General features: G+C 52.1%; 11 protein-coding genes. 7 read left to right on the forward strand and 4 right to left on the reverse strand.

Translation table 11 applies throughout. The features are described from left to right. Position 1: 1 nt before the first annotated feature. The 3 genes from SOM82_RS20760 (at position 2) to ompL (ending at position 3,614) form a co-directional block, all read left to right on the forward strand. Complete coding sequence (locus SOM82_RS20760; RefSeq protein WP_154128650.1) at positions 2-1,384, forward strand: MFS transporter; 1,383 nt, start codon at positions 2-4, stop codon at positions 1,382-1,384. Positions 1,385-1,429: 45 nt separating this feature from the next. Continuing rightward, a complete protein-coding gene (locus SOM82_RS20765; RefSeq protein ID WP_320461647.1) occupies positions 1,430-2,854 on the forward strand; it encodes an MFS transporter in 1,425 nt (474 codons plus the stop codon). Between the two features lie 73 nt (positions 2,855-2,927). Beyond that, positions 2,928-3,614 (forward strand): porin OmpL, encoded by a 687-nt coding sequence (ompL, locus tag SOM82_RS20770; protein ID WP_320461646.1) that lies wholly within the window; start codon positions 2,928-2,930, stop codon positions 3,612-3,614. 90 nt (positions 3,615-3,704) lie between these two features. Here the strand turns inward: ompL and typA are convergent, their stop codons facing one another. Continuing rightward, complete coding sequence (typA, locus tag SOM82_RS20775) at positions 3,705-5,528, reverse strand: ribosome-dependent GTPase TypA (RefSeq protein ID WP_320461645.1); 1,824 nt, start codon at positions 5,526-5,528, stop codon at positions 3,705-3,707. Positions 5,529-5,907: 379 nt separating this feature from the next. Here typA and glnA point away from each other — a divergent pair, with 379 nt between their 5' ends. The 3 genes from glnA to glnG all read left to right on the forward strand — a co-directional run bounded on the left by glnA (position 5,908) and on the right by glnG (position 9,986). After that, the gene (gene glnA, locus SOM82_RS20780) at positions 5,908-7,317 is read left to right on the forward strand and encodes a glutamate--ammonia ligase (protein ID WP_095284040.1); all 1,410 of its coding nucleotides are present in this window, start codon (positions 5,908-5,910) and stop codon (positions 7,315-7,317) included. A gap of 195 nt (positions 7,318-7,512) precedes the next feature. Then, entirely contained in the window at positions 7,513-8,562 is a 1,050-nt protein-coding gene (gene glnL / locus SOM82_RS20785) for a nitrogen regulation protein NR(II) (RefSeq protein ID WP_154128647.1), read from the forward strand. Positions 8,563-8,573: 11 nt separating this feature from the next. Then, positions 8,574-9,986 (forward strand): nitrogen regulation protein NR(I), encoded by a 1,413-nt coding sequence (glnG, locus tag SOM82_RS20790; protein ID WP_320461644.1) that lies wholly within the window; start codon positions 8,574-8,576, stop codon positions 9,984-9,986. A 39-nt stretch (positions 9,987-10,025) separates the two neighbouring features. On the opposite strand, the gene hemN is transcribed toward glnG, so the two are convergent. Together hemN and yihI are read right to left on the reverse strand one after the other, a co-directional pair. Further along, positions 10,026-11,399, reverse strand: a complete 1,374-nt coding sequence (hemN, locus tag SOM82_RS20795; protein ID WP_320461643.1) for an oxygen-independent coproporphyrinogen III oxidase — start codon at positions 11,397-11,399, stop codon at positions 10,026-10,028. Positions 11,400-11,587: 188 nt separating this feature from the next. Further along, the gene (yihI, locus tag SOM82_RS20800; RefSeq protein WP_320461642.1) at positions 11,588-12,103 is read right to left on the reverse strand and encodes a Der GTPase-activating protein YihI; all 516 of its coding nucleotides are present in this window, start codon (positions 12,101-12,103) and stop codon (positions 11,588-11,590) included. A 582-nt stretch (positions 12,104-12,685) separates the two neighbouring features. Here yihI and yihA point away from each other — a divergent pair. Further along, the gene (gene yihA, locus SOM82_RS20805; RefSeq protein ID WP_320461641.1) at positions 12,686-13,312 is read left to right on the forward strand and encodes a ribosome biogenesis GTP-binding protein YihA/YsxC; all 627 of its coding nucleotides are present in this window, start codon (positions 12,686-12,688) and stop codon (positions 13,310-13,312) included. Between the two features lie 99 nt (positions 13,313-13,411). Here the strand turns inward: yihA and spfP are convergent, their stop codons facing one another. After that, positions 13,412-13,459 (reverse strand): small protein SpfP, encoded by a 48-nt coding sequence (spfP, locus tag SOM82_RS20810; protein ID WP_071892919.1) that lies wholly within the window; start codon positions 13,457-13,459, stop codon positions 13,412-13,414. Between the last annotated feature and the right edge of the window lie 112 nt (positions 13,460-13,571).

Raw genomic sequence — 13,571 nt, forward strand, 5'->3', positions numbered from 1 at the left:
AATGAGTCAGCAATCATCCGATCCGGCAACCCTACGACTGCCGTTTAAAGAAAAACTCGCCTATGGGATGGGCGATCTGGGTTCCAATATCCTGCTGGATATCGGCACACTGTATCTGCTGAAGTTTTACACCGACGTGCTGGGATTGCCGGGCACCTATGGTGGCATCATCTTTTTGATCGCGAAGTTTTTTACTGCGTTTACCGATATGGGCACCGGCATTATGCTCGACTCGCGCCGCAAGATTGGGCCGAAGGGAAAATTCCGTCCTTTCGTTATCTATGCCGCCTTTCCGGTGATGCTGTTGGCGATCGCCAACTTCATCGGCACGCCGTTTGATATCAATGGTAAAACGGTGATGGCGACGGTGCTGTTTATGCTCTACGGGCTGTTCTTCAGCATGATGAACTGTTCGTATGGTGCAATGGTTCCGGCGATGACCAAAAATCCTGATGAGCGTGCCTCTCTGGCGGCCTGGCGTCAGGGCGGTGCTACGCTCGGTTTACTGCTCTGTACCGTCGGTTTTGTTCCGGTGATGAACCTGATTGAAGACAATCCCCAGCTGGGTTATGTCTTCGCCGCCACGCTGTTTTCCCTCGGCGGTCTGCTCTGTATGTGGTGGTGCTACCGGGGCGTGAAAGAGCGTTACGTGGAGGTGCAGCCTGCCAGTTCGACGCAAAAACCGGGCCTGTTACAGTCGTTTAGGGCCATTGCCGGTAATCGACCGCTGTTTATCCTCTGTATCGCCAACCTGTGCACGCTCGGCGCGTTTAACGTCAAACTCGCCATTCAGGTTTACTACACCCAGTACGTGCTTAACGACCCGATTTTGCTGTCGTATATGGGGTTCTTCAGCATGGGCTGCATTTTTATCGGCGTATTTATGATGCCCGGCGCGGTGCGCCGCTTCGGTAAGAAAAAAGTGTATATCGGCGGATTACTGATCTGGGTGGCGGGCGATCTGCTGAATTACTTCTTTGGCGGCGGCTCGGTCAGTTTTGTGGCGTTCTCGTGCCTGGCCTTCTTTGGTTCGGCCTTCGTCAACAGCCTGAACTGGGCGCTGGTGTCAGACACAGTGGAATACGGTGAATGGCGTACCGGCGTGCGATCCGAAGGCACGGTCTACACCGGATTTACCTTCTTCAGGAAGGTATCGCAGGCGCTGGCCGGTTTCTTCCCCGGGATTATGCTGACGCAAATTGGCTATGTTCCCAACGTGGTGCAGTCCGCCGGAACCGTCGAAGGCTTACGCCAGCTGATTTTCATCTATCCAGGCATCCTGGCCGTTATCACCATTGTGGCCATGGGATGCTTCTATAACCTCAACGAGAAGATGTACGTGCGCATCGTTGAAGAGATAGAAATGCGCAAGCGCATGGCCTGATGAATCACTAAAAGAGCGCCCTGCGGGGCGCTATGAGGATCGCAGATGAACCCGAACCCTGATCCGTTAACCCTGAAACTGAGCCTGCGCGAGAAGTGCGCCTACGGAATGGGCGATTTTGGCTCGAATTTGATGCTGTGTATCGGCACGTTATATCTGCTGAAGTTTTATACCGATGAGCTGGGGATGCCTGCGTTCTACGGCGGAATTATTTTTCTGGTGGCGAAATTCTTCACCGCCTTCACCGATATGCTGACCGGCGTGCTACTGGATTCACGACGCAATATCGGCGCACGGGGTAAATTCAGACCCTTTATTCTGTATGCCTCCGTCCCGGTGGCGCTGGTTGCCACAGCGCAGTTTGTGGCGAACGACTTCAGCCTGACCGTCAAAACCGCCATCGCCACGGTACTCTTCATGATGTTTGGTCTGTTTTACAGCCTGATGAACTGTTCGTATGGTGCAATGGTCCCGGCAATCACCAAAAACCCAAACGAGCGCGCCCACCTCGCCGCCTGGCGTCAGGGTGGCGCAACGGTGGGTCTGCTGCTGTGTACCGTTGGCTTTATGCCCGTTCAGGCGCTGTTCGTCAGCCAGCCGTCGTTGGGCTATTTAGTTGCGGCGCTGCTATTCGTGACCGCAGGGCTGTTTTGCATGTGGTGTTGCTACAGTGGGGTGAAAGAACGCTACGTTGAGATCACACCGGAATCCCATAAACCCGGCATTATGAAATCGTTCTGTGCCATCTTCCGCAACCCCCCTTTGCTGGTGTTGTGTATCGCCAACCTCTGCACGCTGGCGGCCTTCAATATCAAGCTTGCCATCCAGGTGTATTACACCCAGTACGTGCTGAACGATATTCATCTTTTGTCCTGGATGGGTTTTTTCAGTATGGGCTGCATTCTGGTGGGGGTTTTCCTGGTGCCCGGCGCGGTAAAACGCTTTGGCAAAAAGCAGGTGTATCTGGGCGGTTTGACCCTGTGGGCGGTGGGCGATGTACTGAACTTTTTCTGGGGAACCAGCTCGATGTCGTTTGTGCTGTTTTCCTGTATGGCGTTTTTTGGTACCGCCTTTGTGAACAGCCTGAACTGGGCGCTGGTGCCGGATACCGTTGATTATGGCGAATGGAAAACCGGAATTCGCGCCGAAGGTTCGGTCTATACCGGCTATACCTTTTCACGCAAAATTTCCGCCGCGCTCGCCGGATTCCTGCCGGGAATTATGCTGACGCAAATTGGCTATATCCCACATGCGGTACAAAGCGCAGGCACCCTGCTTGGTCTGCGTCAGCTTATTTTTCTCTGGCCTTGCGGGTTGGCGATTATTGCTGCCATCACCATGGGGCTGTTTTATAAACTCAATGAACAACGCTTCGCTTATATTATTGAGGAGATTGGAAAACGGAAGAAACAGTCTGCACCAGAACCGGATGTACCCATAAAAAATAAAGCGTCAGCAGTCACTTTATAACCCTAAATCTGGCTATTAACCCTTCCTGTTTAACAGGAGGGGCGGCCCTTCTGTATCTATACATGGACAAATCATGAAGAGAATCGTCATTGCACTGTTCGTTTCATCAGTGTCTTGCTCCGCGTTGGCGGGTGCTTATGTCGAAACGCGCGAAGCCTATAATACCGCCTCCGAACAGCACGAAATTATCCTGCGAGCCGGATATAACTTTGATATAGGGGCGGGGCTGATGTTCACCAATGCCTATAATTTAGGTCAATGGGATGAGCTGAAGCACAGCTATAACGAAATTGAGGGCTGGTATCCCCTGTTTCGACCTACGGACAAATTAACCTTTCAGCCCGGCGGGTTGATTAATGACAGCAGTGCAGGTTCGGGCGGCGCTATTTATTTAGATACGAATTATAAATTTATTGACTGGTTTAACCTGACATTTCGTTATCGCTACAATCACAATAATTACGACACGCCTGACTTTAACGGTGAAATGGATAAGAACGATACCCATGAATTCGCGAATTACTGGAATTTTAAATTAACCGATGCGTTCTTTTATACCTTTGAACCGCACTTTTTCCAGCGAGTGAATGATTACCACAGTAAAAATGGTAAAGATCATCACTGGGAAATCACGAACAAATTTAGCTACAAGATTGACCCGCACTGGCTGCCGTATCTGGAGCTTCAATGGCTGGACCGATGGAATGACTACAACCGCGAGCAGTATCGCATTCGCTTAGGGTTGCGATATTCATTCTGATATAAAAAAAGCCGCTGAATCTCAGCGGCTTTTTTGGCCGGGTTGTGCTTTCGCATCGCCCGGACTACGCATCCTCAGAAAGGAGTCGTATTAGTCTTTGCTGCCACGGCCCGCACGTTTACGGTCGTTCTCAGTCAGGTGACGTTTACGGATACGTACGGAGGTAGGAGTGACTTCTACCAGTTCGTCGTCATCGATAAATTCCAGAGCCTGCTCAAGAGACATTTTCTGTGCCGGAACCAGCGTGGTTGCTTCGTCAGTACCAGAAGCACGCATGTTGGTCAGTTTCTTACCGGTCAGGCAGTTTACCGTCAGGTCGTTAGAACGGCTGTGAATACCGATGATCTGGCCTTCGTAAACTTCTGCACCGTGACCCAGGAACAGCTTACCGCGATCCTGCAGGCTGAACAGTGCGAACGCAACTGCTTTACCCTGGCCGTTGGAGATCAGCACGCCGTTCTGGCGCTGGCCGATTTCACCCGGTTTAACGTCATCGTAGTGGCTGAAGGTGGAGTACAGAAGACCAGTACCAGAGGTCATGGTCATGAACTCGGTACGGAAGCCAATCAGGCCACGTGCCGGGATCAGGTAATCCAGACGAATACGGCCTTTGCCGTCAGGGATCATGTCTTTGACATCGCCCTTACGCTCGCCCATCGCCTGCATCACAGAACCCTGGTGCTGTTCTTCGATATCCAGCGTTACGTTCTCGAACGGCTCTTGCATGCGGCCATCGATCAAACGGTTGATAACTTTCGGACGGGACACAGCCAGTTCGAAGCCTTCACGACGCATGTTTTCGATAAGCACAGACAGGTGCAGCTCACCACGACCGGATACACGGAACGCGTCCGCATCTTCGGTTTCTTCAACGCGCAGCGCGACGTTGTGCACCAGCTCTTTGTTCAGGCGGTCAAGGATCTGACGAGAGGTAACGTATTTACCTTCTTTGCCACAGAACGGAGAGGTGTTGACGTTGAAGAACATGGTTACAGTCGGTTCATCAACAGACAGCGCTGGCAGTGCTTCAACATTTTGCGGGTCGCAAAGGGTGTCGGAGATGTTCAGCTCGCCCAGACCGGTGATAGCAATGATATCGCCCGCTTCGGCTTCGGTGGATTCAATACGCTCCAGACCGAGGTGAGTCAGCACTTTACCGACTTTACCGTTACGCGTTTTACCTTCGCTGTCGATAACAGTGATCTGCTGGTTAGGCTTCACTTTACCGCGCTTGATACGACCGATGCCGATTACACCAACGTAGTTGTTGTAATCCAGCTGGGAGATTTGCATCTGGAACGGACCATCAAGGTCAACGCTTGGTGCTTTAACGTGGTCAACAATCGCCTGGTACAGCGGGGTCATGTCTTCCGCCATATCAGTGTGGTCGTTGCCGGCGATACCCATCAATGCAGATGCATAAATGATTGGGAAATCGAGTTGCTCGTCGCTTGCGTCAAGGTTAACGAACAGGTCAAACACCTGATCCACAACCCAGTCAGGACGCGCGCCAGGACGGTCAACTTTGTTAATAACCACGATTGGCTTCAAACCATGGGCAAATGCCTTTTTGGTTACGAAGCGCGTCTGCGGCATTGGGCCATCCATTGCGTCAACGACCAGCAGAACGGAGTCTACCATGGACATTACACGTTCAACTTCACCACCGAAGTCGGCGTGCCCTGGGGTATCAACGATGTTGATACGGTAGTCATTCCATTTGATAGCGGTGTTTTTAGCGAGGATGGTAATCCCACGCTCTTTCTCCAAATCGTTGGAGTCCATCACGCGTTCGGTGGCTTCAGCACGTTCATTACTGAAGGTACCAGATTGCTGCAGCAGCTTATCAACCAGGGTAGTTTTACCATGGTCAACGTGCGCGATGATGGCGATATTACGCAGATTTTCGATCACAACTTTGCCTCAGGCATTTAGAAATAGCGCGTTATTGTACACGGATTAATCGCAGGACTAAACAGGATCACAAACATCCTCCGCAAACAAGTATCGCAGAGTTGCTTTGTGATCGCTTTCACGCAGCGTAAAAAGTGCACTTTAACGAAAATTGCACCAATATGGTGCTCAATGTTCACACTGAAGCACTATACTGGTGCAAGATGACTATCGTGGTGCAGCTCATTTGCACTATGAAGTGCATGATAACGCCTTTTGGGGGTGATTTAAAAGTTGGCACAGATTTCGCTTTATAAAAAATATGGCAACAACGCCTGCATAACACAGAATTGAAGACCTCGTTACCACGACGACAATGACCAATCCGGGAGAGTTAAGTATGTCCGCTGAACACGTTTTGACGATGCTGAACGAACACGAAGTGAAGTTTGTTGATCTGCGCTTCACCGATACTAAAGGCAAAGAACAGCACGTCACGATCCCTGCTCACCAGGTAAATGCCGAATTCTTTGAAGAAGGCAAAATGTTTGACGGCTCCTCTATCGGCGGCTGGAAAGGCATCAACGAATCCGACATGGTGCTGATGCCTGACGCAACCACTGCGCTCATTGACCCGTTCTACGAAGAGTCTACCCTGATCATCCGTTGCGATATCCTCGAGCCAGGCACACTGCAGGGCTACGACCGCGACCCACGCTCCATCGCAAAACGCGCTGAAGAGTATCTGCGTTCTACCGGTATCGCGGACACCGTGCTGTTCGGGCCAGAGCCAGAGTTCTTCCTGTTCGACGATATTCGCTTTGGTGCGTCTATCTCCGGTTCCCACGTGGCTATCGACGATATCGAAGGCGCATGGAACTCTTCCACCAAATACGAAGGTGGTAACAAAGGTCACCGTCCAGGCGTGAAAGGCGGTTACTTCCCGGTTCCTCCGGTCGATTCTTCTCAGGACATCCGTTCTACCATGTGTCTGATCATGGAAGAGATGGGCCTGGTTGTTGAAGCGCATCACCACGAAGTGGCGACTGCGGGTCAGAACGAAATCGCCACCCGCTTTAACACCATGACCAAAAAAGCGGACGAAATTCAGATCTACAAATATGTGGTGCACAACGTTGCACACCGCTTCGGTAAAACCGCGACCTTTATGCCAAAACCAATGTTCGGCGATAACGGTTCCGGCATGCACTGCCACATGTCTCTCTCCAAGAACGGGACTAACCTGTTCTCTGGCGACAAATATGCGGGTCTGTCCGAGCAGGCGCTGTTCTACATCGGTGGTGTCATCAAGCACGCTAAAGCGATCAACGCCCTGGCGAACCCAACCACCAACTCCTACAAGCGTCTGGTCCCAGGCTACGAAGCTCCAGTGATGCTGGCGTACTCTGCCCGTAACCGCTCTGCTTCTATCCGTATTCCAGTGGTTGCGTCTCCAAAAGCGCGTCGTATCGAAGTGCGCTTCCCGGACCCAGCGGCTAACCCGTACCTGTGCTTCGCAGCGCTGCTGATGGCGGGTCTTGATGGTATTAAGAACAAGATCCACCCAGGCGAAGCGATGGACAAAAACCTGTACGACCTGCCGCCAGAAGAAGCGAAAGAGATCCCACAGGTTGCCGGTTCTCTGGAAGAAGCCCTGAATGCGCTGGACGCAGACCGTGAGTTCCTGACTGCTGGCGGTGTGTTCACTGACGACGCTATCGATGCTTACATCGCACTGCGTATTGAAGAGAACGACCGTGTACGCATGACGCCACACCCGGTTGAGTTCGAACTGTACTACAGCGTTTAATTTTCATCTGATTCAACGGATTTCTTGCCGCCACTGCGGCAAGAAAGACGCAGAAGATTTTTTGTTGCCGTGGAAACTTTTAGCCCATCTCCGGATGGGCTTTTTTCTCCACCAACAAACTGATCTCACGCGCTTTTTACCACTAAAACGCTATACTGCACTAAATTAGTGCACCCAACTCCAGGAGACTGCTGAATGGCAACTGGCACGCTGCCCGATGCTGGGCAGATCCTCAATTCTTTAATCAACAGTATCTTACTGGTCGACGACGAGCTGGCTGTCCATTACGCCAACCCTGCGGCGCAGCAGTTGCTCGCCCAAAGCTCGCGTAAATTATTTGGTACACCGCTGCCAGAACTGTTGAGCTATTTTTCGCTGAATATTGCCCTGATGCAGGAAAGCTTATCGGCGGGCCAAGGCTTTACCGATAACGAAGTGACGCTGGTGATCGACGGGCGCTCGCATATTCTTTCGCTGACGGCGCAACGTCTGCCGGACGGTCTGATTCTGCTGGAGATGGCGCCGATGGATAATCTGCGGCGGCTCAGCCAGGAGCAACTCCAGCATGCCCAGCAAATCGCCGCTCGCGATCTGGTGCGTGGACTTGCCCATGAAATCAAAAATCCACTCGGTGGGCTCCGGGGCGCGGCTCAGCTGTTAACCAAAGCGCTGCCGGATCCGGCACTGGCCGAGTACACCAACGTCATCATTGAACAGGCCGACCGTCTGCGCAATCTGGTCGACCGGCTGCTCGGCCCACAGCAGCCGGGCATGCACGTGACCGAAAGCATCCACAAGGTGGCTGAGCGGGTGGTGAAGCTGGTGTCGATGGAATTGCCTGAGAATGTCACGCTGGTTCGCGATTACGATCCGAGCCTGCCAGAACTGCCTCACGATCCCGACCAGATTGAACAGGTGCTTTTAAATATCGTGCGTAACGCCCTGCAGGCATTAGGGTCGGAAGGTGGGCAAATTGTCCTGCGCACGCGTACGGCTTTCCAGCTGACGCTGCATGGTGTGCGCTATCGCCTGGCGGCAAGAATTGACGTAGAAGACAACGGCCCGGGAATTGCGTCGCATCTGCAGGACACGCTGTTTTATCCCATGGTCAGCGGCCGTGAAGGTGGGACCGGGCTGGGATTGTCCATTGCCCGCAATTTGATCGACCAACACTCCGGCAAAATTGAATTTACCAGTTGGCCGGGTCATACCGAGTTTTCGGTTTACCTGCCAATTAAAAAATAAAGGTGACGACGATGCAACGAGGGATAGTCTGGGTAGTCGATGATGATAGTTCCATCCGCTGGGTGCTTGAACGCGCGCTTACCGGAGCAGGTTTAAACTGCACCACGTTTGAAAGCGGTAGCGAAGTGCTCGATGCGCTGATCACGAAAACCCCGGACGTGCTGCTTTCTGATATCCGTATGCCCGGAATGGATGGGCTGGCGCTGTTAAAGCAAATCAAGCAACGCCACCCTATGCTTCCGGTCATCATAATGACAGCCCACTCGGATCTGGATGCCGCCGTCAGCGCCTATCAGCAGGGCGCATTTGATTACCTGCCCAAACCCTTTGATATTGATGAAGCCGTTGCGCTGGTCGAGCGGGCTATCAGCCATTATCAGGAACAGCAGCAGCCGCGTAATGCGCCGGTGTTCGGGCCCACAACCGATATTATCGGCGAAGCGCCTGCCATGCAGGATGTGTTTCGCATTATTGGCCGTCTGTCGCGCTCCTCCATTAGCGTACTGATTAACGGCGAGTCGGGGACCGGTAAAGAGCTGGTTGCCCATGCTTTACATCGGCATAGCCCGCGAGCGAAAGCGCCGTTTATCGCGCTGAATATGGCGGCCATTCCGAAGGACTTGATTGAGTCGGAGCTATTTGGTCATGAAAAAGGGGCCTTTACCGGCGCGAATACCATTCGCCAGGGCCGCTTTGAGCAGGCCGACGGCGGAACGCTTTTCCTTGATGAAATCGGCGATATGCCGCTGGATGTGCAAACACGCCTGCTTCGTGTTTTAGCTGACGGACAATTTTATCGTGTGGGGGGTTATGCTCCGGTGAAAGTCGACGTGCGTATTATCGCGGCGACGCACCAGAATCTTGAGCAGCGCGTACAGGAAGGTAAATTCCGCGAGGATTTGTTCCACCGTCTGAACGTGATTCGTGTTCATCTGCCGCCTCTGCGCGAACGCCGTGAGGATATTCCCCGCCTGGCACGGCACTTTTTGCAGGTTGCGGCGCGTGAGCTTGGCGTGGAAGCCAAACAACTGCACCCGGAAACCGATGCCGCTCTGACGCGTCTGGCGTGGCCGGGTAATGTTCGCCAGCTTGAAAACACCTGTCGCTGGCTTACCGTGATGGCTGCGGGTCAGGAAGTGTTGATTCAGGATCTTCCCGGCGAGCTGTTCGAAGCAACCGCCCCTGAAAGCAACACCGGACAGTCATTACCCGATAGCTGGGCAACGCTGCTGGCACAGTGGGCCGATCGCGCGCTGCGTTCCGGTCATCAAAACTTGCTTTCAGAAGCCCAACCCGAGATGGAGCGTACTTTGCTGACGACCGCGCTTCGCCATACTCAGGGACATAAACAAGAAGCGGCCCGGCTGCTGGGCTGGGGGCGAAATACGCTGACGCGGAAGCTGAAAGAGTTGGGAATGGAATAAGCGATTCCCCGGTGGCGCGATGCCGCCGGGGTTTGCGCTTTAAATCACGCGAGAAAACTGCTGCAGACGAGCCTTCTGGCGCAAATACGCGTCAAAGCACATGCAGATATTACGAATCAACAAACGCCCTTTCGGGGTGACCTGAATGGCTTTATCCGTCACATCCACCAGCCCATCTTTTGCCAGCGGCGCAATCAGTTTCAGATCTTCAGCAAAGTAGTCGTTAAAGACGAGATCCCACTCTGTTTCAACCGGTGCAAAATCGAGGCGGAAGTTGCAGATAAGTGCCTTGATAACATCACGGCGAATGCAATCGTCACGCGTTAACGCAATCCCGCGCCACAAGGCGTTGCCGGTTTCATCCACCTGCTGATAATAGTGTTTCAGCTCTTTCTGGTTCTGCGCATAGCAATCCCCCATCATGCTGATGGCCGAAACGCCCATGCCCAGCAAATCGGTATCTCCCTGGGTGGTATAACCCTGGAAATTGCGGTGCAGCACGCCTTCACGCTGGGCAATCGCCAGCTCGTCATCAGGACGGGCAAAGTGGTCCATACCGATAAACTGGTAGCCCGTTTCGGTAAGTGAGGTGATGGTTTCCTGCAGGATATCCAGCTTTTGCTGCGCAGACGGCAGGTCGGCATCTTTGATTTTACGCTGCGCCGCAAACAGCGTTGGCAGGTGCGCGTAGTTAAAGACGCTCAGGCGATCGGGATTGAGTTCTGCCACGCGTTTAAGCGTGAAAGCAAAGCTTTCCGGCGTCTGCTTAGGCAGACCGTAAATCAGATCGATATTGGTCGAGGTGAAACCAATTTCGCGAGCGTGATTCAGCAAGGCAAAAATAAACGCTTCATCCTGCTCGCGGTTGACCAGACGCTGAACCTCTTTGTTGAAGTCCTGTACGCCCATGCTCAGCCGGTTGAAGCCCTCAGCGCGAAGGTGATCGACAACATCCAGCTCAATCTCGCGCGGATCGACTTCGATAGAAATTTCAGCATCGGCTTCAAAACGGAAACTGGCGCGCAGCAGACTCATCAGACGGCTAATTTGTGTCTTGTTCAAATAGGTAGGCGTACCGCCGCCCCAGTGTAACTGGCTCACATTGCGCCCGGCAAAAAGCGGTGCACGGTGAAGGATTTCTTGCTCTAAGGCATCCAGATACTGATCGGCTTTGTGCTGCTGGCGGGTAACGATTTTATTACAGCCGCAGAAGTAGCAGAGCTTATGGCAGAAAGGGATGTGAACATAAAGCGAAAGCGGGCGCTCAGGATAGCGTGCCACCGCCTGCTGAAAATCAGCCTCGCCGAAGGATTCTGCAAACTCCAGCGCGGTTGGGTATGAGGTATAGCGTGGCCCGGAATAGTTATATTTCTGGATCAGGGCCAGATCCCAGTCGATGCTTGGTACAGACATGCTCACTCCTTCCGTTGGTGTCGCGTACGTTTACGGCGGCCCGTTCTGACCCCATTTCGGGCCATCATTCGGGTGCGCAGCCACTTCTGTCGCCGCGACAACCGCCGTAGTTTAACGAATAACCACGCCAGATAACATATAACCGGAAGGGTTATAAGCAGGACTATAGAGCCTGCTGGGTGCAAATGTTAGTTTCCACCTTTGAGAAGACGCATCATATCGTCCTGCTTTTCTTCTTCTTCGTCATCTTCTTCATCGTCGTAAGAGAGGCCAAGTTGCTGCATCAGTTCATCAATACGATCCAGCTTGCTATCTACCCACTTCTGCTCTTCAGTATTCAGGGATTCGCCCTCTTCAAGACGTTCCAGCAGCGCGTCCAGGCGCTCATCATTCTCCAGCATATCCAACTCAGCCTGCGGTGAAAGCATAGGTTTCTCGCTCTTTGGTTTGTGCTGCTTGACGACCGGGGTTTCAGTGACGCCCAGTGCGATTAGCTTTTTACTACCGATACGCGGATCTTTCTGTTGAGTATTTTTCGCAGACGCGCTGCCAGCACTGCCACCATTCGCACGACTACCGGCGGAGTGACCACTGTGCTTTTTCGCACGTTTGCGGTCACGTGCTTCCTGATTCAGTTCTTCACGTGTCTTGCGATGTGCTTTAGCAGGGCGTTTCGCACCCGATGCGGAGGTTGGTTTTTTCATGTTGCCTTGTCTTTAAGCCGTTTTATTCAGTATAGAATTGCGGCGAAATCTAGCAGAAAGCAAGCAAAGAAAAAAGGCGACAGAGCAATCTGTCGCCTTTTTTCCTGACCTATAACCCTTAACGGGTTTTACAATCCCTGTTTGCTAACAACTAACCCTGTTTATCCTTTAGCGGATATCATCCTTAATACGGTTCCCTTTCCCTTTTCTCACGCCTCCGGCGTGTACCTTCCTGGTCGTCGTCCTGAGTCTTCGCCTCCTGGCGCTCCTGACCCTTATCCTTAAGTCTTTATCCTGCTGGCATCCTCGCCATGGGTGTTACTTTACCTTTTTTTACTTACCAAACAAGCGGACAACCAGTCCAAATTAGAACTTTCAGATAATTCTATATAACTAACAACATGATTTTAAATCATTTAACGATTTCAGAGCCTGAGGATCCTCTTAAATATCCCATAGCGACAATGGTTAATGTCTTACATTTTAAATGGTTTTAACTTACAGCTGCGGAGCGAAGGGAAAAGCCTTTTGCCTGCATTCAGGTATACTCCCCTTCAGAATAAGATTTATGGAGACGACCACGTGACTACCTGGAATTATCAACAGACGCATTTTGTCACCAGCGCGCCTGATATTCGCCACTTACCGCCCGATACGGGAATTGAAGTGGCATTTGCTGGCCGCTCCAATGCGGGCAAATCCAGCGCACTGAATACGCTCACGAACCAGAAAAGCCTGGCGCGTACCTCAAAAACGCCGGGGCGTACTCAGCTGATCAACCTGTTCGAAGTGGCTGATGGCAAACGCCTGGTGGATTTACCGGGATATGGCTATGCAGAAGTGCCGGAAGAGGTAAAAATCAAATGGCAGCGTGCGCTGGGTGAATATCTGGAAAAACGCCAGTGTCTGAAAGGGCTGGTTGTGCTGATGGATATCCGCCACCCGCTTAAAGATCTCGATCAACAAATGATCCACTGGGGTGTCGCCAGCGAAATCCCTGTGCTGGTGCTGCTGACGAAAGCTGATAAACTGGCAAGCGGCGCGCGTAAAGCGCAGTTGAAACTGGTGCGTGAGGCAGCTCTCGAATTCGGCGGTGACGTGCAAGTAGAAACGTTTTCATCACTGAAAAAGCAAGGCGTGGATGTTCTGCGACACAAGCTGGACAGCTGGTTTAACGACCTGGAACCCGCCACTGAAACAGAAGAGTAATCATCGGCGCGGTCATTACCGCGCTTTTTTTTGCCTGAATATTTTCTTTGCTGCAATAAAAAACGCCCCAGTCATTACTGACTGGGGCGGCTAAAATATTCAGCCAAATCCGATTACGTGAAGTAAAAGGTCTGAAAGATAGAACATCTTACCTCTGTACCCTACGTCTTTAACTCTACTCTTTTTTTATCGCTGGACAAAGCACTTTTTGTAGTTTTTTTTCAGTCTTTACATAGGTAAATCTAATGGCTGTCACAAA

This window comes from Lelliottia sp. CFBP8978, from assembly GCF_034046055.2.
Lineage (GTDB): Bacteria > Pseudomonadota > Gammaproteobacteria > Enterobacterales > Enterobacteriaceae > Enterobacter.